Here is a 24,936-nt window from a genome sequence, read left to right on the forward strand (position 1 = left end):
TCAGTAATCCTGCCGGGTCGGCGTGACACAGATTTCCTGGATAAGGACATTTTGCGGCTGCTGGTAGGCAAACAGCATCATGTTGGCAACAGATTCCGCTGGAATCCCTCCCCCAATTCTCACCTTGTTTGCCCGGTAATCGGCCAGGGTTTTCTGGTCCGTGACATGATCGAGCACCTCGGTTTCTATCACCCCTGGGGAAATAACAATGACCCGGATATTCGACAGTGCCACCTGGGCCCGGATGGTTTCAGAAATCGCATGGACAAAGAACTTGGTACCGGTATATACACAGTGGTCCGGATAGGTTTTCCGCCCGGCTATCGAACTCATATTAATGATGGTCCCGCCTTGGCGTTTCACCATGCCCGGCAGAACAGCATGAATGGCATTCATCACCCCTTTGGCATTGATATCAATGGTTTCATCCCATTCAGCCGGGTTTTGTTCGATGACATTCCCAAGCCGGGCTATCCCTGCATTGTTCAACAGGCAGTCCACCGGGCCGAATCGCGCTTCCGCTTCCTTCACGGCGGCTAACAGAGCCTCCCTGTCCCTGACATCCGCTTTCACACACAGGGAATCCGGCAGGTTGAGGGCATCCATCCGTTCTTTCCTCCGTGCAATAAGGAGCAACGGGTGCCCGGCGGCAGAAAACAGCTTGGCTGATGCCTCCCCCATCCCGGAGCTGGCACCGGTAATCATTACCAGAGGCTTTGAACTGTGGCCTTGTTCCATAAATTCCTCCTCACGAAGCGCATGCGCAGGGGCATTACCATGACATCAGCTGCGGTAGTCTTTGGTGATTTTGTCGACTTTGCGGGCGATTACATCCATCGCCTCTTTGGGTGACTTGTAATCCCCGGCCCAGAACTTACCCAGCTCAACGGGAATAATGTCGTTGGAGATTTCCGGCCACGCAGGCATATCCGGCTCGGAGCCCATCATGGTTTCGATGGTCTTGCGCGTCACATCAAAGTGGCGGGTCGTTCCGGCCCCAATTTTCGCTGCCTCAATGATTCTGGGATCTTCATAAGTACTCTTACGCATAGGGCTGGCTCCGCCACCAAAGATAGAGGCACGGGTCTGCACATCCGACGAGGTTACCCATTGCATAAAGACCCAGGCAGCATCACTGTGTTTCGAATACTTCGACAGTGCCAACCCGCTCCCGCCCTGGTGGCCGATTTGGGGAATTTCACCGAACCCGGCCTCTTCCGGAGTACGAAGTGCTTTCGGTTGTGGAGGCAGGGCTGCCTGCATCTTGCCGGAAGCAACAGATTCTTTCGGGTTGTCAAACCAGGGGAAAAATTCGCCCCAGCTCAATACCTGGGCCGCTTTGCCGGTAACAATGGATTTACCCTGGCCGTCCCAGGTCCAGGTAGTAACGCCGGAAGGCATGCTTTGCTTGAGCTTCATCCAGTATTCCATTGCTTCGATACCACGCTCATCATTGCCGGAAAACGTACCGTCAGGGCGGAAAATCGAGCCGCCATGCCCCCAGAGCCACGCTGTCCAGTCACACTCAAGGCTGTAATGGCCAGACTTCATCTGCCCGGTAGTACCGTACATTCCCGGAGCCTTGGCTTTAGTAATGGCTTGTGCGTTTGAAAGGAAAGTATCGAGGTTGGTTGGGACATCCAATCCCAGCTCGTTGTAGATATCTTCACGGTACATCGTGATAAACAGAGGAATATCATAAGGAATGGCGACCATTTTGCCTTTGTACATGGAGATACCATCCACCAGCGGCTGGAGGAAATCGTCCATGTCATAATCCGGCATGGCCAGCTCCTTTTTGGTCTCCATCAGCTCACGCGGATCCACGGTATCCCCACTGAACCCGGCGATCCAACTTTGGTCAAGATAGTAGAGATCGTAAGACCCCAGCCCGGTAGCGACATCCAGTGTCAGCTTCTGCAAAACCTGCTCAAGAGGTAACAGTTCAATTTCCACATTGATACCGGTTGCCGGAGTGAACTCCTTTTTCACCAGCTCGGCAAACACCTTGCTGGGAGGGGTAGATTCCGTCGCCATCTTCACCGTAGTACCGGCAAACGGCTTACCTACATCTTTCAGCCATGCAGCCGTCTCCTTGTCTGCATCTGCGGCAAAGGCGAAACCGGAGATCGAGTTCAACGGGTTGAATGGCATCCCTCTTGTCAACGCCAGCGCACCCAGTCCAAGCCCCAGTTTCCCGGCAGCCCGCAGGAAATCCCGCCGTGCCATTTCACCTCTGACATACCTGTCTACCACTTCTGCCAGATGCCGCTTTTTACTGCAAATATCCATTCTCATTGCTCCTTTCTATGGTCACGTTCCGATCCCACTTTCCCCACAGTTATTACGCCGGAATCCGGCATGTCAGGATTTGAGAGATCCCATCGTCAAGCCACGAACTAGATGCTTCTGCACAAGGAGGATGAAAATAAACGCCGGAATCGTTGCTGCCGTACCAAGAGCAGCCATAGCTCCCCACGCTGTACCTGTAGACGTTACAAAGGTGGAAGACATTACAGGTATGGTGTTTACCGATGTTTGCGTTAAAGAAAGGACGAACAGGAACTCTGTCCAGCTGAAAATAAAACAAAGGACAGCAGCAGCGGCAACGCCGCCCCTTACCATCGGGAAAATGAGCTTGCGGAAAATCAGCCATCGGGAAGCACCGTCTACCAGTGCAACCTCATCAACCTCAATCGGAAGGTCGTCGATAAAGCTTTTAATAAGAAGAATCGATAGCGGGAGGTTCATCAGCGTATGAACAATGATCACACCCGTATAGGTATCAAGAAGGCTGAAGTTTTTAAATATCAGAAACATCGGGATGGCAACGGCCACCGGCGGCATCATCCTTGTAGACAATATCCAGAAAATATAGTGTTGTTGCCCTTTAAAGCGCATGCGAGACAGTGCGTACGCCGCAAAGGTCGAGATCGATATAGCAAAGAAGGTGCTGGCCAACGCAATAAATACGCTGTCGAGCATGGTCGGCAACATATAGTAATTGCCTCCCCCCCAACTCATAGTGCCCTCATTGAGAGCCTCTGATTCACTGGTAATACCGAGAATCACCTCTTTGTATGAATCCAGGGTGACCTCAAAGTCGAACAACAGGGGCGGCAAGGCAAAAATCTCAGTGTCTGACTTAAGTGAAACCGTGAGCCACCAGTAAATCGGGAAGAAAAACAGCGCGCTGACCAGGGCTGCCAGCAATGTACGGAGGTAATGAAGCCGCTTGGAATACGTCATGTCTTCACCACTTGAGTTTGGTCAGCTTGATAAACAGGTTTGCCAACACCAGCAACATCACCATGGCAATCAGGCTCAGCGTTGCCCCATACCCCCACTTTACGAAGCCAAATGTTTGCTGCCAGGAGTAAAAGCTCAGGGTATAGGTCGCCGTCCCCGGCCCCCCGGATGTCATGACGTAGACATAGTCAAACACCCTGAACAGATCGATACCCCGGATAAGTACCGCCACTGCAATCACCCGGCCCATCATCGGCAACGTCAGGTGGCGGAAAATGAGCCAGGAACTCGCACCGTCAAGCATGGCTGACTCAAAAGGCTCCTTCGGCAATGAGCGCAGCCCGGCGATAAATATCAACACCATAAAGGGCGTCCATTGCCAGATGTCCGCGATCATCACCCCTGCCAGCGCAGTATCCGGCGTCGCCAGGATAGGGGTCTCCGGGGAGAGGATATGAAGAAGGGAAAGTACCCAGGAAAAAATACCCCACTGGGGGTCTTCCAGGAGCATAAACATCATCCCTGTGACTGCCGGCGGTACAACTAATGGCAACGTCATTAATCCCCGCATCAGGCCATACCCTTTGCCCTCACTGTCCAGCAACAGCGCAATTCCCATACCAAGGGCAACCTGGATACTGAGGCAAATGAAGGTGTAAGAAAGGTTGATGGAAAGCGCAGACCACATGCGGGCATCTTCAAACGCCTTTACCCAGTTTTCCGTCCCAACCCAAACCAGAGAGCGCTTCATGGGGGAAAACTCATGCAAGCTCAGGTAAATGTTGTAGAAAAAGGGATAAACAGCAAAGACCAGCAATACGCTGGTGACCGGAAAAATCCAGATGAATGCCCGGTCCGAAAGAAACGTTCTCCTTCGGTTCGCAGATGTTTTCTTCACTGTATTGAGCGTCGTCACATCAGATTGCATCGTTCATACTCTCCGGCTAGAAAACCAGTTGGCTCGGGGCATCAATGAATTTCAGCGTAATTTGCTCATATGATTACGGCTTGCTCTAATGTTCATGACTATGTAAAGTGATTTGAATGTTGTCAACTTGTTAAATATGCGACGTAGTTTCTGTCCCGAAGCGAGATATAACAGGACTGTTGGTACACATGGTTTCTTAAGCAGCGGTTTTTACGGAAGGTTATTCAGGAGGTGAACCGCGCAACATTTTTCTGCTGTGCAAATTTAAATTGAAATAAATTTTCCCCATCTCAATTTAGATATCCGATTCGCATATGCGGACATACCTGATGGAGTCTACTGAATGATCAAAAAGAACACTGAAGACTTGCACCGCAACCAACTCATCCGCGCGTCATGGCTTTACTACATCGGGGGGAAAAACCAGGTCGAGATCGCCAAGGACATGGATATATCCCGGTTTAAAGTCGGCCGCTTACTCGCTGAATCGGTAAGAAGCGGTATTGTTGAAATCCGGATAAATGCGACAGAAAGTACCCTTGTCAGCCTGGAAGAGCAGCTAAAGGAAAGCTTCAGCCTCAAATACGCCGTTGTGGCACCGGTATTAGATCACCAGGCCCCCGAAGCCGGACATTTCATCAATGTGGTTGATGCAGTTGTTCACTCGGGTGCCAATTGGCTTGGAAACCTCCTGAACCGACCAGAAAGCATGACCCTGGCTGTCGGTTGGGGGCAAACGCTGTACAAGATGGCCCAGCTCTTCAACGGGCTTTCATTGCCACAACATAAATTCGTTTCACTGATAGGTTCACTGACCCGAAAGTCGTCCTTTAATTCCCTGGACATCATTCATCTGCTTTCAGAGCTGACCCGGGCCGAAGGGTACATCATACCGGCGCCTTTTCTCGCCGATTCGTACCAGGACAAACAGGTTCTGATTAACCAGCGTACAGTGAACGACAGTTTTACCCTGATTGATACCGCTGACTTGGCCATTGTCAGTATCGGGGAACTGACCGACACCTCCACGCTGGCGAAAGCCGGGCTAATCCGCAAGGAAGAAATTCATGATTTGCAGGCACAGGGAGCGGTTGCCGATCTGCTCGGCTTTTTTATCAATGAGGACGGTGAAATTCTGGATTGTGAAATAAACCGCTGTGTCACGAGCTACGATATGGGCAAGCTGGCAAACCTGGATACCGTCTGCATCGCCGCAGGAAAAGAGAAATGGCAGGCGCTGAAAGCGGCAATGAATACCGGGTTAATCAATGGCCTGATTGTTGATGAGTGGACAGCAGAGTGGCTGTTGGGTAACAGGCAGGAATAATATCTAGCCCCATAAAGAAAAACCGACGCATCAAAACGTCGGTTTTTGAGTTTCAGTTCACCTTGTGGGTGAAATTAACCGCGGCGGTTACTGCCACGGCTCGGCTGTTGGTTGCCACCCGCATTACCACGACCACGGTTACGGTTGTCACGGTTACGACCGCGGCCACCGTTGTTGTCCTGCAGGTCACCCATATCACGGCCACGACGGCCGGCATTCGGGTTGTTGCGGGAAGAAGAAGGCTTCTTGCGCTCAGAGCCGTCAGCACGCTCTTCAAAGCGACGCACTGCTCGGCGGATCTTCTGGGTCTGCTTCTTGTGGCGCTTACCGGTTTCGCGTTGCTCGTCAATGAACGTGCGGCTTTCAGGGCGCATTTCCACCAGCTCACGTAGGTAATTCACTTCTTTCAGGTCCAGTTCCTTCCAGCCACCGCGAGGCAGGTCTTTACCCAGCACCAGGTCACCGTAACGAACACGCTTCAGACGGCTTACGGTTACACCCTGGCTTTCCCACATGCGGCGAACTTCGCGGTTACGGCCTTCCGTAATCACTACGTAGAACGTGTGGTTCTTACCTTCACCACCGGCGTACTGTACATCTTCAAAACGGGCTTCGCCGTCTTCAAGCTCTACACCACGAACCAGCGTTTTTACCATTTCTTCTGTTACGTCACCGAACACACGCACCATGTATTCACGCTGAACCTGACGGCTCGGGTGCATCAGTCGGTTAGCCAGTTCACCGTCAGTGGTGAACAGCAAAAGACCGGATGTATTGGCATCAAGACGGCCAACAGCCACCCAGCGGGAGCCACGGATACGTGGCAGACGGTCAAATACCGTGCGGCGGCCTTCAGGGTCGCTGCGAGTACACAGTTCACCTTCCGGTTTGTTGTAAGCCAGTACGCGGCATACGACTTCTGAGGATGCAGCAATCGAGACGCTGTGACCGTCGACGCGCACATTCGCGTTCAGGTCATCAAGGCGGTCTCCCAGTCGCGCAACCGAGCCATTCACGCTCACACGGCCGCCAGCAATCATAGCTTCGATTTCACGTCGGGATCCCAGACCGGCTCGCGCCAGCACCTTCTGTAACTTTTCACTCATGTCGTTTTTACCTTACTGTCGCCTTCACAGGCGTCTGTAGCTGCCGCCCACAAGTCCAACGGACATTGGCGAATATGGACGGCAAGAAATGTGGCCAAGAAATCTCCCGGCACCTTTTCGCAGGGAGCCGTGTATTATGCCACACCAGACCTTGTGGTTGCACGTAAAACCACATCTTGAAAGCCAGACATTGTTTACTCAAAAGGCGTGGTATCACCGGCACCTTCACGCACCACTTCCCAACCTTCATCACTCATATCAACGACTGTTGTCGGGCTCTCGCCCAGATAGCCGCCATGAATAATAAGATCTACAGCATGTTCCAGCTGGTTACGGATCTCTTCCGGGTCTGATTCTGCCATTTCGTTGCCCGGCAGAATCAGTGTTGTCGACATCAGTGGCTCACCCAGGGCATCCAGCAATGCAAGGGCAATATTGTTATCCGGTACGCGGATACCAATCGTCTTCCGCTTGGGGTTAAGCAGGCGGCGCGGCACTTCCTTGGTTGCCCGAAGGATAAAGGTGAATGCACCCGGTGTGTTGTTGCGGATAAGACGGAAAGCATCATTGTCAACACGGGCATACAGTGACAATTCTGAAAGGTCACGGCACATCAGGGTGAAGTTATGCTTGTCGTCAAGGCGGCGGATTCGAATGATACGTTCAAGCGCCTGTTTGTTTTCCAGCTGACAGCCCAGTGCATAGCCGGAATCGGTTGGATAAATGATAACACCGCCATTACGGATAATTGCCACTGCCTGGCTGATCAGGCGAGCCTGCGGGTTGTCAGGGTGGACATAAAAAAACTGACTCATTGTCTCTCCTGCTGTATCAGGACATTTCTTCTGATTCCGGAGCCATAGGTTCCAGGCCCCAGTCCTGCCAGACCGGCGTTACCCCTTTGGGTAGCCAGAGGTTTCGCCCCAGTTCCAGCCATGGTGAAGGGAAGTGGAAATCGGATCCCTGGGATCCGTTCAGCCCATACTGGATAGCATAGTCGCCCAGCATACGCCTTTCGTTTTGAGGTTGCTGCGGCTGGGCAACTTCCATCGCGTCGCCACCGGCATCGACAAACGTTTGAAGCAGTCTCTTCAACCATTTAGCCGAAAGTTTATAGCGTCCCGGATGGGCAAGTACAGCCTTTCCGCCTGCTTTGTGAATCACGGCAACTGCCTGGTCAATCGTGCACCAATTTGGTGGCACATAACCGGGATTGCCACGGGTCAGGAATTTCTTGAAAACCGCCTGCATATGCTTGGCATGGCCTTCATTGACCAGCCAGCGCGCAAAGTGACCACGGGTGATAGCACCGTCTCCAGCCAGGGCTTTTGCCCCTTCCAGCGCACCAAATATCCGGGCCTTTTCCAGCCGGTGGGATATTTCAACAGCGCGGGCTTCCCGGCGCTCAACTTGCCCCGTCATCAATCCCTTGAGTTCTTCATTGTCCGGGTCTATACCCAGCCCGACGATATGGATATCGAAATTTTCCCAGACGGTAGAAATCTCGATCCCTTTAATCAACGTCATGGGCAGTTCGTGACGGGCAATTGCTTCGGCGGCTTCGGCCAGGCCTTCCGTTGTGTCATGGTCAGTTATCGCCAGCACACTGACACGGAACTCATGGGCACGGAGCACAAGTTCTTCCGGGCTGAAATGCCCGTCTGACGCGGTGGTGTGACTGTGGAGATCAAAAATCATTCATTTTCCAAAAGCAAAGGCTTGACTAATCGCTTTTGTATCTGTTTACTAGTACGCAAATACACGCGATATATTTTTGTAAGGTGTCACATGTTACAGCAAATCCGCCCACAGTACCGTTGCAATATGACTGGTGAAGTCTCTTCAGCAGCCGCTCTGGCGGTGGTTCTGGTGAATACCTGGTGGCGCGCATCTGAATGCGGGCTTTAGGTTGCTGTACATCACACCCTGAGAAAGCCCGCTGAACGCGGGTTTTTTTGTATCTGAATTTAAACAACACCTTACTCACAACGAATTTAAACACGCATTTTTGCCCGGCGACACAAAGAGCGCGGGCAGTTAAGAACAGGGACGCGCACCATGATTATCGTATTAAAGCCAACCGCCACAGAACAGGATGCCAAACAGATTCTCGCCCGCATTGAAGAAGCCGGCCTGAAGCCTCTCTACATGCCGGGTGTCGAGCGCATCGTGCTCGGTGCCTTGGGTGACGAGCGCGTCCTGCAAAAACTCCACTTTGATGCCTATCCGGTGGTCGAGGAAGTCAAACCCATCCTCACCAAATACAAGATGGTCAGCCGCGAAGTACAGCCCCATGACAGCACGGTAAAAATCGGCAATGCCGCTATCGGCGGCGAGAAATTTGCCGTTATCGCAGGGCCATGCTCGGTTGAAACCGAAGAGCAGTTAATGTCCGTGGCCGAAGTGGTGAAAAAGCACGGTGCCGTCGCCCTTCGCGGAGGCGCATTCAAGCCGCGCACCAGCCCGTATGATTTTCAGGGGCTGGGTGAAGAAGGGCTGAAACTGCTCAAAAAAGCCAACACCCAACTCGGGCTGCCAACTGTTTCTGAAGTGATGGAAGTCAGCCAGGTTGATTTGCTCGCTGAATATGTCGACTGCCTTCAGATTGGCGCCCGTAATATGCAGAATTATGGGTTGTTAAAGGCTGTGGGTGAAAGTGAAAAACCGGTCTTGTTAAAACGCGGACTTTCCGCCACTATCGAGGAGTTGTTGCTGGCTGCAGAGTACATTTACGATGCCGGCAACCCAAATATCATCCTGTGCGAACGTGGTATCCGCACATACGAGACGGCAACACGCAACACACTCGACCTCAACGCGGTGGCTTACCTGAAACAGCGCAGCCACCTGCCGGTTCTGGTCGACCCCAGCCACGGAACCGGTGTCCGTGAACTGGTTATCCCTCTGTCCCGCGCCGCAGCTGCGGTAGGCGCAGACGGTGTGATTGTAGAAAGTCACCTCAACCCATGTGAGGCGCTGTCAGATGGCCACCAGGCCCTGACAGGCGAAATGTTCGCCCAGCTGATGCAGGAATTGAAGCCCTTTGTGGAAGCAGCAGGGAGAACGCTGTGAAGAATATAAGCCTGGGACGCGGCGAGCTTGAAGTCCTTAACCTGGACGTGCCTTATGTCGCCGACCCGACCCGACTTTACCACGATGTATGCGGTGACCGACCGCATACCCTTCTGCTTGAGTCAGCGGAGATTGACTCCAAGCAGAACCTGAAAAGCCTGATGCTGGTTGACGCGGCAGTACGTATTATCTGCCGTGGCCGGACCGTTGAACTCCAGGCGCTGACCGGAAACGGCCAGCAGTTGTTGTCTGCTCTGGTTCCGGCGCTTTCCGGCCTGAACTGCAAGAGCGATGCCTCAGCAGACAAAATTGTGCTGACCTTTGCCGGTGAAGACCGTGCATTGGATGAAGATGAGCGCCTTCGCCAGCCATCCCCTTTTGAGGCACTTCGCCTTGTACAGCAATCCCTGAACCTTGAAGGTCACCCTCGGGAAGCGCTGTTTATTGGTGGCCTGTTTGCCTACGACCTGGTTGCAGAATTTGAACCCCTGCCGCAGGTTGGCAGTGACCAGCGTTGTCCGGACTACCTTTTCTATGTGGCAGAAACCCTGCTTGTCGTTGACCACGAACGTGCCCGCAGTAAGTTACAGGCCACCCTGTTTGGCGGTGATGAAGCCGGAAACCACTACTATGACCTGAGCCGTCGCCTGCAGGCACTGCGCGAGCGCGCCATGTCAGATGAGCCTCTTCCCTCGGCTGAAACGGTTGAAAACATCCAGGCTGTACCGTCGGTCAGCGATGTTGATTTCTGCCAGGCAGTGGTGGATATGAAGCGGTACGTGGTAAGCGGCGATGTCTTCCAGGTAGTACCATCCCGCCGGTTTACGCTCCCTTGCCCTTCGTCTTTGCAAGCATACCGCGAGTTGAAAATTGGCAACCCCAGCCCTTACATGTTCTACCTGCACGATGCGGATTTCACCCTGTTCGGTGCATCGCCGGAAAGTGCCCTGAAATACAGCAAAGACACCAACCAAGTTGAGATTTACCCGATAGCCGGCACCCGCCGTCGCGGCAAAAACCCGGACGGTTCTGTCAACCTGGATCTTGATGCCCGTATCGAGCTGGAACTGCGTAACGATGTAAAAGAAAACGCCGAGCACATGATGCTGGTTGACCTTGCCCGCAACGACGTTGCGCGTATCAGCGAGCCGGGTACCCGCTACGTAGCCGACCTGCTGAAAGTTGACCGCTACAGCCACGTGATGCACCTGGTTTCCCGCGTTGTCGGCCAGCTTCGCAATGATCTTGATGCCCTGCACGCTTACCAGGCTTGCATGAACATGGGCACCCTGACCGGCGCGCCGAAGATCCGTGCCATGCAGCTTATCCGGGAATTCGAGCAACAGCGCCGAGGCAGCTATGGCGGCGCGGTGGGCTACCTGACCGGCAAAGGCGATATGGATACCTGTATCGTTATCCGCTCTGCCTACGTTGAAGACGGTGTGGCGCAGGTCCAGGCCGGTGCCGGTGTGGTCTTTGACTCTGACCCACAGGCGGAAGCTGACGAAACCCGCGGCAAGGCACAGGCCGTTATCACAGCCATAACCCGCGCACATTCCGGCTCAACCCCATCCGAACAGCAGGGAGGCCGGTCATGAACGCTCAAATCGTCCTTATCGACAATTTCGATTCATTTACCTACAACCTGGTCGACCAATTCCGTTCACTGGGTTACCCGGTCACCATCTACCGCAACAGCATCGATGCCGACGCCATTGTGGAAGCTATCAGCAAACTGGCAAACCCGGTTGTGGTGCTGTCACCCGGCCCGGGTGCGCCGTCAGACGCAGGCTGCATGCCCGCTCTTATCCAAAAGCTGAAAGGAAAAGTGCCAATGCTTGGGATTTGCCTGGGTCATCAGGCGCTGGTTGAAGCTTATGGTGGTGTCGTCGCCGGTGCCGGGGAAATCGTCCACGGCAAGTCCTCCCAAATGTCACTCGGGGAAGGCGAAAACCGCCACGAGGTGTTTGCCGGACTGCCCAACCCACTTTGTATTGCGCGCTACCACTCGCTGGTTGCTACCAAAGTCACCGACGAGCTGGATGTCATCGCGGATGTCCACGGCCTGGCAATGGCTGTCGTGAACAACAGCGACAGAGTGGTCGGCTACCAGTTCCACCCGGAATCCATCCTCACCACACACGGCGCAGACCTGTTGGTGAATACCATTGACTGGATTTTAAAAACGGGCACTGGGAAAAGCGGGTCCTAGGGTCTAGGAAGATCAGAAGCTTACAAAACCAAAGAATTCAGACGAATACCCAGGTCCAAGGGCCGAGTTACCCAGGACCGAAAGAAATACGGAAGGAGTACAACATGGATGCTATCTTCAACACACTTTATAACGGGCAGTCACTCGACAAGGCGCAGAGCCACGAACTGTTCGATACCATTATCAAAGGCGAGCTGGATCCTATCTTGCTGGCAGCAGCCCTGACAGCACTGAAACTCAAGGGCGAAACGCCGGATGAAATTGCGGGAGCAGCGGAAGCCTTGTTGGCAAACGCCAACCCGTTCCCGACGCCGGATTACGACTTCGCTGATATTGTTGGCACCGGTGGCGACGGCCACAACACTATCAATATCTCTACCACTGCCGCCTTTGTTGCCGCCGCCTGTGGCGTGAAGGTCGCTAAACACGGTAACCGCGGTGTGTCGAGCAAGTCCGGCTCTTCCGACTTGCTGGCAGCATTCGGTATTGATCTCGCCATGAAACCGGAAACTGCCCGTGGTGCGCTGGATGACCTCGGTGTCTGCTTCCTGTTCGCCCCCCAGTACCACAGCGGTGTCCGCCACGCGATGCCGGTTCGTCAGACCATGAAAACCCGCACCCTCTTTAACGTTCTTGGCCCGCTGATTAACCCGGCGCGTCCGAAAATTGAGCTGATGGGAGTCTACGACCCTGCACTGATCCGCCCGATTGCAGAAACCATGGTTTCAATGGGCATGAAACGCGCTGCGGTTGTTCACGGCAGCGGCCTAGACGAAGTGGCTATCCACGGCACGACGCAGGTTGCTGAAATCCGCGATGGTAAAATTGAAGAATATACGCTTTCCCCGGAAGACTTCGGGTTGGAAAGCCACCCGCTTGAAGCCATCAAGGGTGGCGATCCCGAAGAGAACCGCGACATCATTACCAAGATCCTGCAAGGCAATGGCGAACGCGCCCACACTGCCGCAGTAGCTGCCAATGTTGCGCTGCTGCTTCGCCTGTTCGGGCAGGAAGATCTCAAGCAAAACACCCAACAGGCATTGGATGTGATGGCAAGTGGTAAACCGTATTCGCTGGTCGAAGCACTGGCAGCACGAGGTTAAACATGGAAACCGTACTGGCAAAAATCGTTGCAGACAAACGTATCTGGGTTGAGGCCCGGAAACAGGCTCAACCGACTGAAACTTTTGCAGCATCACTGGTTCCGTCTGACCGCAGCTTTTACGACGCGCTGGCTGGGGAGCAACCCAACGGTGGCCGCACTGCTTTCATTCTGGAATGCAAAAAAGCCTCGCCATCAAAAGGGCTTATCCGGGATGACTTCAACCTCGACTACATTGCCGGGGTTTATGGCAAACATGCCAGCGCCATTTCTGTACTGACCGACGAAAAATATTTCCAGGGCAACTTTGATTTCCTGCCGCAGGTTCGCAGCCAGGTCCCCTGCCCGGTTTTGTGTAAAGACTTTATGGTCGATACCTACCAAGTAAAGCTCGCCCGCCATTACGGCGCTGATGCCATCCTTTTGATGCTGTCAGTCCTGAACGATGACGAATACCGCGAGCTGGCAGCAGAAGCGGCAAAGTATGACCTTGGCATCCTGACCGAAGTCAGCAATGAGGAAGAACTGCACCGAGCGGTGGCGCTTGGCGCCAGGGTAGTCGGTATTAACAACCGTAACCTTCGCGATCTGAGCATCGACCTTGACCGTACCAAAGCACTGGCACCCAAACTGCCAGGAGGTACCGTGGTGATTTCGGAATCCGGTATCTATACCCACCAGCAAGTCCGTGACCTTGCCAACTATGCCAAGGGCTTCCTGATTGGCAGTTCCCTGATGGCGGAGGACGATCTGGAACTTGCAGTACGCGGCGTGTTATATGGGCAAAACAAGGTATGTGGCCTGACACGCGCAGAAGATGCCAAAGCCGTTTACGACGCCAACGCTGTGTACGGCGGGTTGATTTTCGTCGAAGCCTCCCCGCGGTATGTCGATGAGGCAAAGGCAAAAGCCGTCATCGAGGGTGCGCCACTACGCTATGTTGGTGTGTTCCGCAACCAGCCCGCAGATAGCGTCGCAGGCATCGCATCCCGGCTTGGCCTTGCAGCAGTCCAGCTTCACGGCGACGAAAACGACGCCTATATCAATGAACTCAGGCCGTTGCTGCCGGAAGCCTGCCAAATCTGGAAAGCCCATGGCGTCAGTAACAGTGCGCCAGAGCTGGACAAATTCAGCGCCGACCGCCATTTGGTCGACAGCAAGGTCGGGGCGCAGAGCGGCGGGACGGGCCAGACATTCGATTGGTCGCTGCTCAGTGATGACGCCCGCAGTAATGTGATGTTGGCCGGTGGCCTGTCACCTGAAAATGCCGGTGAGGCATCCAGCCTTGGCTGTATTGGGCTCGATTTCAACTCCGGGGTGGAAAGCGCGCCGGGTGTTAAAGATTCACACAAGATTCAGGCTGCAATGGCTGCAGTCCGCGATTATTAAGGGAAGAAAATGAGTAAGTTAGACCCCTATTTCGGCGAGTATGGCGGGCAGTTTGTCCCGCAGATTCTGGTCCCGGCGCTCGACCAACTGGAAGACGCCTTTATCGAAGCGCAGGAAGATCCGGCATTCAAAAAAGAGTTTATGGAACTGCTGACAGAATATGCCGGCCGTCCGACTGCGTTAACCCTTTGTCAGAACCTGACCAAGGGCACCAAAACCAAGCTCTACCTCAAGCGTGAAGACCTGCTCCACGGTGGCGCGCACAAGACCAACCAGGTACTTGGCCAGGCGCTGCTTGCCAAGCGGATGGGCAAAAATGAAATCATCGCTGAAACCGGCGCCGGGCAGCATGGCGTGGCAACCGCCCTTGCCTGTGCCTTGCTCGACCTGAAATGCCGCGTTTACATGGGTGCCAAAGACGTTGAACGCCAGAGCCCGAACGTATTCCGCATGCGCCTGATGGGTGCTGAGGTGATTCCAGTGCACTCCGGTTCTGCCACCCTGAAAGATGCCTGCAATGAAGCCCTGCGCGACTGGACCGGCAGTTATGACCGCGCCCACTATTTGCTGGGTACTGCCGCCGGGCCTCACCCGTTCCCGACCATTGTGCGTGAATTCCAGCGAATTATCGGCGAAGAAACCAAACGCCAGATCCAGGAAAAAGAAGGCCGCCTGCCGGATGCCGTTATCGCCTGTGTCGGCGGCGGTTCAAACGCCATTGGCATGTTTGCTGACTTTATTGATGACACCGATGTTGACCTTATCGGCGTTGAGCCAGCCGGGCTGGGTATCGACACCGATCAACACGGCGCACCGCTCAAGCACGGTAAAACCGGTATTTTCTTCGGGATGAAAGCCCCGCTGATGCAGGATACCTTCGGTCAGGTGGAAGAATCCTACTCGGTTTCCGCTGGTCTGGACTTTCCGTCTGTCGGCCCGCAGCACGCCCACCTGAACGCAACCGGCCGCGCACAATATGGTGCCATTACTGACGACGAAGCGCTGGATGCTTTCCAGGATCTCGCCCGCCACGAAGGCATTATCCCGGCATTGGAGTCTGCCCACGCACTGGCTTACGCCCTGAAGATGGCAAAAGAGAACCCGGAAAAAGAGCAATTGCTGGTGGTAAACCTGTCTGGCCGCGGTGACAAGGATATCTTCACCGTCCACGATATTCTGAAAGACAAAGGAGTGATCTGATGGCTGCCTTCTCTCAACGTTATGAGGCAATGTTCGAGCGCCTGGATGCCAAAGGTGAAGGTGCATTCGTCCCGTTTGTCACCATCGGCGATCCAAACCCTGAATTGTCCCTGCAAATCATCAATACATTGGTAGAAAACGGCGCGGATGCCCTGGAACTTGGCTTCCCGTTTTCTGACCCCCTTGCAGACGGCCCGACCATACAGGGAGCCAACCTGCGTTCGCTTCACAGCGGCACGACACCAGATACTTGCTTTGATATTCTCGCCAAGGTACGCGAAGCCTACCCGGATATCCCTGTTGGTCTGCTTATTTACGCGAACCTGGTTTATGCCCGTGGCATCGATGATTTCTTCTCCCGCTGCGCCGGAGCCGGTGTGGATTCCGTGCTGATTGCCGATGTGCCAATCGGTGAGTCAAAAGCGTTCCGCGATGCCGCCTGTGCACATGGCATTCACTCTATCTATATCGCCCCGCCAAATGCCAATGAAGAAACCATGAAAGCCATCGCCGAAAACGGCAGCGGCTACACCTACCTGGTTTCACGTGCAGGCGTCACTGGTGCAGAAACCAAAGCCGGTAAACCTATCGGCGACCTGCTGGAAGGCCTTAAAAAATACAATGCCCCTCGCCCACTTCTCGGCTTTGGTATTTCTGAACCGTCACAGGTTAGGGAAGCCATACAATCTGGCGCAGCAGGCGCTATCTCCGGCTCTGCCGTGGTGAAAATCATCGAGCAGAATAGCGAACAACCTGAGGTCATGCTGAAGAAGCTTGGGAAGTTTGTTGAAGGGATGAAAGGCGGGAGTGTGCGTTAAACGATATTCAATTTATTTTCTATTATTTCCAGCCGTTCAATTGAGCGGCTTTTAATTTATTGTTCACTTATCAATTGCATACATAGAAACCCGGATATTATCATGGTAATAGTCTTTATTTTAGATATGCAACATTGTTGGCATTAAAATTAAGTAACCATTTAAAATGAGGAGTTGAATTGGATATGCTTCTATATTCAATGATTCTCACAGCCATTATATTCGCTTTTTTCTTCAATGCGATTCAGGTCATAATCTCCATCAACAAGTTGATCGCAAAACTACCTACATTTGGTCTCGTGGCATTAATCGTTGCTACAATTGTATTGTTACTAAAATATCAACGTTTCGATGTGATTGATTTTTACCGTCGTATGGTAATCAGATACTTTGTGCGCAACTTGTTAATACTTCCCATTGCATATTTTTTAACTACACAGTAGATAAATATAATAAGCTTGCCATTTCAAACCACGATGTTCCCTTCCAAGAATAATGCTATTCTCGTTTTACAGTACATAGTTATGTAATGACGACTTCACACCTGAGAAGTCGTTTAGTATTAATTAATCAGCATGTTATCAAGAGAATTTCAGTACTACTACACTCTCACTATTTGTAGCAGTCATATCCGATATTTTCATATTCGCCATAATCGAATATGGCACAGCACTTATTAGTTGATATACATACAATTGCCGTTATACCCAGCCTGATGTGGTGATGTATTTGATCTTGATGTTACAACAGCATGGCTACCCATGGTTTCTTGTGTTGTATCATGGGTAAAACTGAGAAGATATTGTTAGTTTGAGATACTCGCTATGTGAAGCTTCTTTCTTGCGGATCGAACCATACTTCTTAACTCTCCAAATAATAGGGCCTAGTCGACATGATCAACCCCAAGGACTTTTGGAACAAAAACGCGCCAGGCTATGCCAAGCGGCCGGTCAGGAATGAAGCGGATTACCGGAAAAAGCTGGCAATGACGCAGGCGTACTTCCAGCCTGACTGGGAGGTATTAGAGTTTGCGTGCGGGACAGGGACAACAGCGATCCACCATTCCTCCCTTGTGAAGCATATCGTTGCAACCGACTTATCTGACGGAATGCTGGAGATCGCCCGGAAAAAGGCTGATGATACCGGGGTGCAAAATATCAGCTTTCAGCAAGGGACGTTAGAGACTCTGCCTCTTAAGCCGGAAAGCTTTAACGCTGTACTTGGGCTGAATATTCTTCACCTTCTGGAGGATATTGAGGGAACATCAGAAAAAGTATATAGCCTGCTAAAGCCCGGTGGCATCTTTGTATCTAGTACCGCACTTGTCGGTAACCTCAACGTCTTTTTCCACGTCTTTATCAGCGTATTGCAGTGGATTGGCAAAGCACCTTATGTGAACAGGTTCAGCAAGCCGGAGTTGGTGTCCGCCCTCACCAACGCTGGGTTTACTATTGAACAGGAATGGCAGCCGGGAAAAGACTCTGTGTTTATTGTGGCAAGAAAGTCGGCAACCTGACCGCAGAGCGCCTTTGATTACAGTAAACAATGTGCCGCCTAACCGATGGCACAGCACCATTAGTTAGTATGCGGACAGTTTACCGTTGTGGTACTACAAAGGCTCGCCAACCATCTCGCCGTGGTCTGAATAACAAAATATGTTTTTGACTACCTAGTTGCGGGTTATGGTCATGGGTGAGACCTTCCCTTTAAAAGACAACGTTAAAAAAACTCCGTCAACCCAGAATAAGCCTCATCGCGTGTTGCCTAAAAACGCCAGCTACCGCCCGCATAACGTCATACACAGTTTCTGTCTCATTCCAAAACCAATTTTAAGCCCCAGATCGAACTACTTTAAATGCACTCAATAAATTCACGGACTAAGAACATGTTACACAACGGGATTACACTAAAACCCTACGTAAACGCTCTGTTACTTGGCTGTTTGTTTGTGATTTTTCCTCCAGTGCAGGCCAGCCATCATTTCGAAAGTCTCCTCACACAACAAAACCCTGAGTATGACCTCACCGATCTCTATGTTTTTGAATCAGAAAAAAGTGGGTACACCACTTTTATTGTCGATATCAACCCGACAACCGGAAAAGATGGCGTTGCCAAGTTTGGCAGCAACGGTGTTTACAGCGTGCACATTGCCAGCAACCCTCAGATGGAAACAGGCGGCCTGACAGTCACTGCTTACCTTGAAGGAGATCAGTTGGTGTTTGGTATCGCCTCTGGTGCGAATCAGGCTGTCGGCACCAAAGGTGAGGAGGTCGGCCGAGCAACTGTGGGAGAAGAAACCACATTCAACAACGGAATGCGAGTATGGGCAGGTGCTGCTCGTGATCCCTTTGTTGGCAACTCTGGAGGCATTGTTGCATTCCGGACTAAACTTGCGCAGGGGGCACTGGATCTTGCATCTTTCAATGAAGGGGTTGACCTGTTCGCCACCCTCCAAAGCAGCATAATTGTTACCGAAATACCCAATGATATGCTTCCGCCGGAGATATACGTTTACGCAACCAGCGCAATGTACAATGTCGATACCTGGGTTCAGGTAAACCGTCTTGCCAACCCGCTGATGACTCACCTTTTTATGGCAAATAATAATCTCGAAATTGCAGAGCATGTAGGACATCGCCCGGATACAGACAACGCCCGCGCTTACGCTGTGTCCGGTATGGTCTTGCGAGCCGTATCTTTGGACGGAAAGATTGCAGACCCTGTCGAATACGCTGATGCAGTTGCCGCCAAACTGCTCCCGGATATGATCCCATATAAGACAGGGACTAAAGCGGCATACGCCTATGATTCAGCTAAGGGACGCGAATCAATCAATGGCCGAAAACCAGGAGATGACGCAATGGATACGGCACTGAGCATTTTCATGGGCAGGGCTGTCACTGACCATGCAAACCAGTTTGACCGCCATCCAGCCACGTTCCCTTACGTTACTCCGGTTACCGGCGAGTAATTACCTACTCCCATAAAAGGCGTGTTCATTAAATGACATGCCTTTTTCTTTACCTACACCAGAATCTCTCCAAAAACCACACTTATAAAATACTGCTCATATTAATGGATGTATAAATCATTTACATGATCAGAGTTATTTATTTGGAAGTTCATTTCATCCACTTAATTTAAATAATTTCCAAGGCAATTCACAATATCATATTACTAATGTGGTCAGCAGATAGGTAAATAACGCTGTAACTTTATTGCTTGATGTTGTCCTGTATCATGTTTTACGATTCATTAAAGGTTTTTATTCAACTACTATATTTAACTTTCTTTATATGCGTTAAAACTCTTCATTAAATTTATTTCGAACTTAAGAATGAAGGTATGATTCAAATTGAATAAAAATGGTTTCACTTTAATCGAACTCGTAGTTGTCATTGTTATCTTGGGGATACTTTCTGTCACTGCCGCTCCACGGTTTTTGAATTTCTCAAAAGATGCCCATATTGCTGCAGTATCGGGAACAGGGGCTGCATTTAGATCTGCCATTGGTTTAGCCTATGCGAAAGCACTGGTTTCAAATGGTGGTGGGCCAATTGATGACCTTCAGATGTATGGCAGCGGAGCATCAGGCCAAATAGACATTAATCTATGGGGTTACCCTGCACAACAATACAATACTGAGGCTGAAAGCAGCCCCAGGCTTAACAACGTTGACGATTGCCTGTCCGTCTGGAGAGCACTGTACGCAAATGCACCCAGCATTTCGGAATCCTCGAGTAAAAACGATTCCCTTTACCAGGCAATTTATAACGATCCTGACCAATGTACCTACAAATATAACCCCCTGCCAACACTGAATATTGACTATGACTCCAGAAACGGAAGTGTAGTGATTGATCGTGATACATCCAGTTAAGCGGGTATCAGAAGGAGAGTATTGAAAGAAAATTCTTATCTGATTTGAAGCCATACCCCACCATATAAAAAGCATGATAGGGGAGTCTTTATTTCTTCAATGCCATAGACAGCATCTTATCTGAGATGTCATTAAGTGGTTTCTTGAGCGATTCTGAGGGGCGGACTGTTTTCACACAGTTGTTTAATGAAAGGACGAATTCTGTGTAAATACGGCTATCGGGGTACCTTTTTCCCAAGTTGTTGACCATGATTTGGTGGTTTTCAGAAATCTTGTCCTCAAACAATTTGCGTTTCCCCGCGTCACCACCGCTGGCTTCATCCAACGCCGGATCAAGATATTTTCCCTGAATATCTTTGTTATATTTTTGCAATATATCTTTTATTTTAGCCATATCTTGTTCAGGGTATACTGATATTGAAGATCTCAACTTATTCTCTGAAAGAAAATCTAAGAGTGCCCGGCATTTATGTATATCGTTGAAACTAAGAGCTAGCGTTTCTGTTGATAGTCCCATCAAACAACCAAAATATCCAAGTAACGCTATTTTTTTAACCTTCCCTGATAAAGACATTATGCCCCCGGTTTCCATCCCAAATTTAAAAGTATTATCTGCTTCAGTTACACGTGTGATTTTTTCAAAATATTGCGTATTGGTATATAGGTAGAATTGGTTGTTTTCAGCAGATCAATATGAGTCAAAATCCATATACCCACTTCAAGGGAACAACCATTCCTACAGGCTTTTTCCTTAAAGTAATTTGGGTACATAGTCATTGTGCCCGTAACGTGGCAGGCAGCACCCAATGCCAACGCCAGTTAGGCACGTATGGCTTGCACAATGGTGAATTGGCATACTTTCCCGTCATGCGTGTATAAGTGTATCTAAGGTAGTAAACATCCTGGTTTACTACTTTGCTTGCGGCAGTATCGAACACACTCTGGGTATGCTTGGTCACGTACTTTTTGTCATTGATCGTAAGGACTTTCTCTTCTTTGGCACTAAGATGGTAGTCAGCGTCCAGCCGCGGGATTTTTTCTGACACAAGGCAGTTTTTCTCAAAAAAGTGTTTATAGCCTGCCCAGTTACCGTACTCGTCAGTGACGGCCTGATTACATGAATCATTTTTTGGCGATTTTGAGACTCGCCAACAGCCCTTTTCCGGCGCTCCAGTGTGCACTTCATTTTCATTCACACAAAATTCAACGAACTGGAAATTTGTCGACATAAGGGTGCGCATCCAATAAAACCTGTCTTTGTTGGTTTCATAGGAAAACCCATCAGTCTCAATAAGGGGTATTTGCTTCGGTCTTGTCTCCCCTTCACACAACTTCTCAATATCAGATTCACCCCCTTTTACACCATTGTTGGCTACCCTCATTTTTTCCGCTAACGTATTTCCGGCGACCAAAAAATTTTGGTCTTTTTTGATACTTGGCGCTTCCCTAATGGCCTTGGCAAGTAAGTTTTTGGCTACCTCATATTTGCCGGCTGTCGTAAATGCATTGGCTGCATGTATCAGGTACTGGGGATTTTGAATAACAGAGGGATCAATATCGTACGCTGCATTGGCAGCAAAGAGGGCATTTTCGCCTTCACCTTTTATGTTGTAACAAACCGTCAGCGCGAAATAGGAAGGCATATTTAGTTGGATCCTGTTTGCCGCAACTGCGTACTCGATTGCCGCATCACAGTCATTCCGAAACAGAGCCAGAGTTGTTAAACCATCATAGCCCACCCACCAGTCAGGATACTTTTTTATCAGCGATTGATACCCATTTTCCAGCGCAACATATTCTTCTGATGAAATTTTCCGGTTATCCAGCGCGGCACGGAGTTGCTCCTGTACCTTCGCTAAATCGGCCTGACGATCTGCAGCAGAAGCCGGGGTAACCGTTACGCCGGCAAGGAAAATAATGGCAAAAAGTGGTTTTAACATTGGACGCCCCCTTTTGTTCACTATCTACGACTTTGAATTTCAAAGCGTCGACTGTCAAACATTGAGGGAGTTAGACCCTAAAACCGGACTCCATGGTCCGGTTCAAAAGAGATATATACCCAAACCACCTCAAGGTGCAGTTTTCAGCGAGAGTGGATTGGGTATACAGTTATGCGGGTTGAAGAGAGGTTCTCACCAACGGCTTGTCATCAATTGGTAAGTGCAACAATGCTGCGGCAATAGCTAATACAACTGTTGCCCACCAAATCGGGGCGTATGAACCATAGTAGTCATATATTCTGCCACCGGCCCAGGCACCCATAAAACTGCCAACCTGATGGGTAAAAAATACCAGGCCGTATAAAGTTGAAAGGTAACGTGGCCCGAATATTTGGCGTACCAGGCCTGAGGTTAACGGCACAGTACCTAACCAGCAAAAACCAATTGCAGCGCCAAATACCGTCGCTGTTTCGGTCGTCAGTGGCAACAAGACAAACAATGAAAGGACGACTGCCCGCATCAGGTAAAGGCTGCTCATTACATATCGCTTGTTGAACTTGTCACCCATCAGCCCCCAGAAATACGAGCCAAAGATGTTAAAAATTCCCACATAGGCCAGAGCCATTGCTGCTGTGTTGCCCGGCAGCCCCTTGTCTGCGATATAACTCGGAAGGTGTGTAGCAATAAACATCACCTGGAAACCGCAGACAAAGAACCCTGCATGGATAAACCAGTATCCCCGATGGTGAAACGCTTCTTTCAATGCATCGCTCAGAGTCTGGGCATCATCAACTGCGTTTGTTGCTGCAGTATTTTTGCCGGTTTTCATGAAGGCAGAAAACGCCAGCATCACCGCACATACCATCGCAAACACTTGCATGGCTGCCTGCCAGTCAAAGTTTGCCAGCAGTGCCTGAGCCCCTGGTATAACTGCAAACATGCCGAATGAACCGGCAGCCGTTGTCAGTCCAAAAGCCTTGGCTGTATGTTCTGCCGGCACCACTTTCGCAACGGCACCCAGAATAATGACGTAGCTGGTTGCACTCAGCCCAAGTCCAACCAGCACTCCGATGGAAAGGTAGAGCATACCGGAACTGGTGGCAACAGAGGTCAGGTAAAGACCCAGCGCATAGGCAACACTGCCCAGGGCAATGATACGCCGGGCACCGAATCGATCAGCAGCCATGCCGATAAAGGGTTGGAAAGCGCCAAACATGAGGTTTTGAACGGCAATGGCTAAACTGAAAAACTCACGCCCTGTATTGAATGTTTCGCTGACAGGCATCATAAAGATACCGAAAGATTGCCTTATCCCGAGGCTGATAATCAAAATCCCTATCCCCAGCCATACCAATAGCGGGAAACGGAAAATGCTCATTATTTTACCTTTTAGTATGTTGTTTTACTGAGGCGAGACCTTATTTCCCGTGTGTTTTGATCCCAGAGTTTTGCTGATGACATCCACCGTTCACAGCATGCTTTGAGAGCGCCTGTTGCAACGGCTCGCAGTAATGAACGGCAAACAGGGTTACGCCCAGCAAAAGCAACCAGCGCACCAATTGCGCAGTCAGTGATTGAGAAAACATGGTGGCCTCAGTGCAGGAAAGCGGCGTAGGTTAGGGATTAGTACGACATGAAGCAAATGAATTAGAATCATAAAAGCCATGCACCACATGCATTTGCCTATATTTCACCCAAACAATCCTTTGGACTTAACAAATGATAAGGCGCCTCCCAATCAAGATTCGTAGCCTTGAATCTGCATCAGAATAACGGAGGGAAATGCAATGGAACTTGTTAGCTACTACCACAAAGGCACTGCCGGCAAAGCTATTTATTGGTTATTGGGGTTCATCACCATTTTTGCAGGCACCGTTATGCTCTTTACTTACAACACCGAGGCCGATATTAGCCGTCACACGGACTATGTTCTGTCAGTAAGTGAGCAACTACCCGCCACACAATATGATCCTGAGAAATTTGATGCTTTACCCGCTCCGGTTCAACGCTATTTCCATTTTACTTTTATTGAACCTGCCAAGAGATTCAATGCCGTTGAAATGACAATGGAGGGTGATTTTCGCCGACCGCAGCAGAGTACTTTCGCTTTTACTACTGCAGAGCAAACCGCCGCGGTAAACAGTCCGGCGTTTGTATTTTCCGCGACAACCCCAATCATCCCCGGTATATGGGCAAGAGCCTACGATGCCTTTTATAACGGGGAGATGGAAATGAAAGCCAAGATTCTCTCCACACTCACTGTGGTTGATGAAAGGGAGACACCAGAGCTTAACCGGATTTCGCTGAGACGCTGGCTGCTGGAAGCGCCACTCTACCCATCCGCCCTTCTCCCCGTAGGATTAGTTACTTGGGAGGCGATTGACGAATACCATGCCCGCGCCACGGTCAACCATGATGGGATGAGTGCATCCATGGTTGCGAAATTTCGTGAGGATGGAAGCCTTGAGTCCTTTGCCGCGGAGAAAGACGGGGATCTCAACACGCCGTATCACGGATCTGGCGAACATGTACTCAGGGAAGACTACCGTCTGGTTAACGGCATGATGATTCCCCACCGCTTTGTGATATCAAGGGCAGCGGATGGAAAGGTTTATCCGTTCTGGAAAGGAGAGGTCTCAGCCATTTCCTTCAAGTAGCGTTGTAGATATAGGACTTCTTCACAATAACGGAGCCTTTTTTATTTATAGGCTCC

22 protein-coding genes are annotated in these 24,936 nt (G+C 50.8%); 12 read left to right on the top strand and 10 right to left on the bottom strand.

The annotated features are described in order from the left end of the window. From NF212_RS10825 to NF212_RS10840, 4 genes are all read right to left on the bottom strand, one after another. Complete coding sequence (locus NF212_RS10825) at window positions 1-738, bottom strand: SDR family oxidoreductase (RefSeq protein WP_434355468.1); 738 nt, start codon at window positions 736-738, stop codon at window positions 1-3. Window positions 739-783: 45 nt separating this feature from the next. Further along, complete coding sequence (locus NF212_RS10830) at window positions 784-2,292, bottom strand: ABC transporter substrate-binding protein (protein WP_434355470.1); 1,509 nt, start codon at window positions 2,290-2,292, stop codon at window positions 784-786. Window positions 2,293-2,364: 72 nt separating this feature from the next. After that, window positions 2,365-3,249, bottom strand: a complete 885-nt coding sequence (locus NF212_RS10835; RefSeq protein WP_434355472.1) for a carbohydrate ABC transporter permease — start codon at window positions 3,247-3,249, stop codon at window positions 2,365-2,367. 4 nt (window positions 3,250-3,253) lie between these two features. Then, window positions 3,254-4,177 carry a carbohydrate ABC transporter permease gene (locus tag NF212_RS10840; RefSeq protein ID WP_434355474.1) on the bottom strand — a complete coding sequence of 308 codons (924 nt, stop codon included), beginning with the start codon at window positions 4,175-4,177 and terminating at the stop codon, window positions 3,254-3,256. Window positions 4,178-4,520: 343 nt separating this feature from the next. Here NF212_RS10840 and NF212_RS10845 point away from each other — a divergent pair, with 343 nt between their 5' ends. Beyond that, window positions 4,521-5,504, top strand: a complete 984-nt coding sequence (locus NF212_RS10845; RefSeq protein ID WP_434355476.1) for a sugar-binding transcriptional regulator — start codon at window positions 4,521-4,523, stop codon at window positions 5,502-5,504. 74 nt (window positions 5,505-5,578) lie between these two features. Here the strand turns inward: NF212_RS10845 and rluB are convergent, their stop codons facing one another. The 3 genes from rluB to rnm all read right to left on the bottom strand — a co-directional run bounded on the left by rluB (window position 5,579) and on the right by rnm (window position 8,308). Next, window positions 5,579-6,610, bottom strand: a complete 1,032-nt coding sequence (rluB, locus tag NF212_RS10850; protein WP_434355478.1) for a 23S rRNA pseudouridine(2605) synthase RluB — start codon at window positions 6,608-6,610, stop codon at window positions 5,579-5,581. 194 nt (window positions 6,611-6,804) lie between these two features. Continuing rightward, complete coding sequence (locus NF212_RS10855) at window positions 6,805-7,425, bottom strand: L-threonylcarbamoyladenylate synthase (protein WP_434355480.1); 621 nt, start codon at window positions 7,423-7,425, stop codon at window positions 6,805-6,807. 16 nt (window positions 7,426-7,441) lie between these two features. After that, window positions 7,442-8,308: an RNase RNM gene (gene rnm / locus NF212_RS10860; protein WP_434355482.1), complete on the bottom strand. Its 867-nt coding sequence runs from the start codon at window positions 8,306-8,308 to the stop codon at window positions 7,442-7,444. Window positions 8,309-8,668: 360 nt separating this feature from the next. Between rnm and aroF the strand changes: the two genes are divergently transcribed. From aroF to NF212_RS10910, 10 genes are all read left to right on the top strand, one after another. Beyond that, window positions 8,669-9,682, top strand: coding sequence for a 3-deoxy-7-phosphoheptulonate synthase (aroF, locus tag NF212_RS10865; RefSeq protein ID WP_434355484.1), 1,014 nt, complete (start codon window positions 8,669-8,671; stop codon window positions 9,680-9,682). Beyond that, window positions 9,679-11,280, top strand: coding sequence for an anthranilate synthase component 1 (locus tag NF212_RS10870; RefSeq protein ID WP_434355486.1), 1,602 nt, complete (start codon window positions 9,679-9,681; stop codon window positions 11,278-11,280). Before aroF ends, NF212_RS10870 begins: the two co-directional genes overlap by 4 nt. Then, a complete protein-coding gene (locus tag NF212_RS10875; RefSeq protein WP_434355488.1) occupies window positions 11,277-11,894 on the top strand; it encodes an aminodeoxychorismate/anthranilate synthase component II in 618 nt (205 codons plus the stop codon). The genes NF212_RS10870 and NF212_RS10875 overlap by 4 nt, the downstream gene beginning before the upstream one ends. Before the next feature lie 104 nt (window positions 11,895-11,998). Continuing rightward, window positions 11,999-12,997: an anthranilate phosphoribosyltransferase gene (gene trpD / locus NF212_RS10880; RefSeq protein WP_434355490.1), complete on the top strand. Its 999-nt coding sequence runs from the start codon at window positions 11,999-12,001 to the stop codon at window positions 12,995-12,997. A gap of 2 nt (window positions 12,998-12,999) precedes the next feature. Continuing rightward, complete coding sequence (trpCF, locus tag NF212_RS10885) at window positions 13,000-14,385, top strand: bifunctional indole-3-glycerol-phosphate synthase TrpC/phosphoribosylanthranilate isomerase TrpF (RefSeq protein ID WP_434355492.1); 1,386 nt, start codon at window positions 13,000-13,002, stop codon at window positions 14,383-14,385. A gap of 9 nt (window positions 14,386-14,394) precedes the next feature. Then, window positions 14,395-15,585 carry a tryptophan synthase subunit beta gene (trpB, locus tag NF212_RS10890; RefSeq protein WP_434355494.1) on the top strand — a complete coding sequence of 397 codons (1,191 nt, stop codon included), beginning with the start codon at window positions 14,395-14,397 and terminating at the stop codon, window positions 15,583-15,585. Continuing rightward, a complete protein-coding gene (gene trpA / locus NF212_RS10895; RefSeq protein WP_434355496.1) occupies window positions 15,585-16,403 on the top strand; it encodes a tryptophan synthase subunit alpha in 819 nt (272 codons plus the stop codon). The genes trpB and trpA overlap by 1 nt, the downstream gene beginning before the upstream one ends. A gap of 892 nt (window positions 16,404-17,295) precedes the next feature. Further along, on the top strand, window positions 17,296-17,919 hold the full coding sequence (locus NF212_RS10900; protein ID WP_434355498.1) for a class I SAM-dependent methyltransferase: 624 nt from the start codon (window positions 17,296-17,298) through the stop codon (window positions 17,917-17,919). Between the two features lie 369 nt (window positions 17,920-18,288). After that, window positions 18,289-19,374 (top strand): DUF4331 family protein, encoded by a 1,086-nt coding sequence (locus NF212_RS10905; RefSeq protein ID WP_434355500.1) that lies wholly within the window; start codon window positions 18,289-18,291, stop codon window positions 19,372-19,374. 384 nt (window positions 19,375-19,758) lie between these two features. Next, the gene (locus tag NF212_RS10910) at window positions 19,759-20,283 is read left to right on the top strand and encodes a type II secretion system protein (protein ID WP_434355502.1); all 525 of its coding nucleotides are present in this window, start codon (window positions 19,759-19,761) and stop codon (window positions 20,281-20,283) included. 88 nt (window positions 20,284-20,371) lie between these two features. On the opposite strand, the gene NF212_RS10915 is transcribed toward NF212_RS10910, so the two are convergent. The 3 genes from NF212_RS10915 to NF212_RS10925 form a co-directional block, all read right to left on the bottom strand. Continuing rightward, on the bottom strand, window positions 20,372-20,857 hold the full coding sequence (locus NF212_RS10915) for a hypothetical protein (RefSeq protein WP_434355504.1): 486 nt from the start codon (window positions 20,855-20,857) through the stop codon (window positions 20,372-20,374). A 199-nt stretch (window positions 20,858-21,056) separates the two neighbouring features. Next, window positions 21,057-22,223, bottom strand: a complete 1,167-nt coding sequence (locus NF212_RS10920) for a tetratricopeptide repeat protein (protein WP_434355506.1) — start codon at window positions 22,221-22,223, stop codon at window positions 21,057-21,059. Between the two features lie 169 nt (window positions 22,224-22,392). Then, window positions 22,393-23,601 carry an MFS transporter gene (locus tag NF212_RS10925; protein WP_434355508.1) on the bottom strand — a complete coding sequence of 403 codons (1,209 nt, stop codon included), beginning with the start codon at window positions 23,599-23,601 and terminating at the stop codon, window positions 22,393-22,395. Window positions 23,602-24,010: 409 nt separating this feature from the next. Here NF212_RS10925 and NF212_RS10930 point away from each other — a divergent pair, with 409 nt between their 5' ends. Continuing rightward, window positions 24,011-24,880: a DUF6920 family protein gene (locus tag NF212_RS10930; protein WP_434355510.1), complete on the top strand. Its 870-nt coding sequence runs from the start codon at window positions 24,011-24,013 to the stop codon at window positions 24,878-24,880. The last annotated feature ends 56 nt before the right edge of the window (window positions 24,881-24,936 follow it).

The sequence above is a fragment of the Parasalinivibrio latis genome (genome assembly GCF_036825535.1).
Lineage (GTDB): Bacteria > Pseudomonadota > Gammaproteobacteria > Enterobacterales > Vibrionaceae > Parasalinivibrio > Parasalinivibrio latis.

Excerpts from the sequence above, each read along its gene's own strand:
- NF212_RS10825 (WP_434355468.1), bottom strand. The coding sequence starts at position 738 with ATGGAACAAGGCCACAGTTCAAAGCCTCTGGTAATGATTACCGGTGCC.
- NF212_RS10830 (WP_434355470.1), bottom strand. The coding sequence starts at position 2,292 with ATGGATATTTGCAGTAAAAAGCGGCATCTGGCAGAAGTGGTAGACAGG.
- NF212_RS10835 (WP_434355472.1), bottom strand. The coding sequence starts at position 3,249 with ATGACGTATTCCAAGCGGCTTCATTACCTCCGTACATTGCTGGCAGCC.
- NF212_RS10840 (WP_434355474.1), bottom strand. The coding sequence starts at position 4,177 with ATGCAATCTGATGTGACGACGCTCAATACAGTGAAGAAAACATCTGCG.
- NF212_RS10845 (WP_434355476.1), top strand. The coding sequence starts at position 4,521 with ATGATCAAAAAGAACACTGAAGACTTGCACCGCAACCAACTCATCCGC.
- rluB (WP_434355478.1), bottom strand. The coding sequence starts at position 6,610 with ATGAGTGAAAAGTTACAGAAGGTGCTGGCGCGAGCCGGTCTGGGATCC.
- NF212_RS10855 (WP_434355480.1), bottom strand. The coding sequence starts at position 7,425 with ATGAGTCAGTTTTTTTATGTCCACCCTGACAACCCGCAGGCTCGCCTG.
- rnm (WP_434355482.1), bottom strand. The coding sequence starts at position 8,308 with ATGATTTTTGATCTCCACAGTCACACCACCGCGTCAGACGGGCATTTC.
- aroF (WP_434355484.1), top strand. The coding sequence starts at position 8,669 with ATGATTATCGTATTAAAGCCAACCGCCACAGAACAGGATGCCAAACAG.
- NF212_RS10875 (WP_434355488.1), top strand. The coding sequence starts at position 11,277 with ATGAACGCTCAAATCGTCCTTATCGACAATTTCGATTCATTTACCTAC.
- trpD (WP_434355490.1), top strand. The coding sequence starts at position 11,999 with ATGGATGCTATCTTCAACACACTTTATAACGGGCAGTCACTCGACAAG.
- trpCF (WP_434355492.1), top strand. The coding sequence starts at position 13,000 with ATGGAAACCGTACTGGCAAAAATCGTTGCAGACAAACGTATCTGGGTT.
- trpB (WP_434355494.1), top strand. The coding sequence starts at position 14,395 with ATGAGTAAGTTAGACCCCTATTTCGGCGAGTATGGCGGGCAGTTTGTC.
- trpA (WP_434355496.1), top strand. The coding sequence starts at position 15,585 with ATGGCTGCCTTCTCTCAACGTTATGAGGCAATGTTCGAGCGCCTGGAT.
- NF212_RS10900 (WP_434355498.1), top strand. The coding sequence starts at position 17,296 with ATGATCAACCCCAAGGACTTTTGGAACAAAAACGCGCCAGGCTATGCC.
- NF212_RS10905 (WP_434355500.1), top strand. The coding sequence starts at position 18,289 with ATGTTACACAACGGGATTACACTAAAACCCTACGTAAACGCTCTGTTA.
- NF212_RS10915 (WP_434355504.1), bottom strand. The coding sequence starts at position 20,857 with ATGTCTTTATCAGGGAAGGTTAAAAAAATAGCGTTACTTGGATATTTT.
- NF212_RS10920 (WP_434355506.1), bottom strand. The coding sequence starts at position 22,223 with ATGTTAAAACCACTTTTTGCCATTATTTTCCTTGCCGGCGTAACGGTT.
- NF212_RS10925 (WP_434355508.1), bottom strand. The coding sequence starts at position 23,601 with ATGAGCATTTTCCGTTTCCCGCTATTGGTATGGCTGGGGATAGGGATT.
- NF212_RS10930 (WP_434355510.1), top strand. The coding sequence starts at position 24,011 with ATGGAACTTGTTAGCTACTACCACAAAGGCACTGCCGGCAAAGCTATT.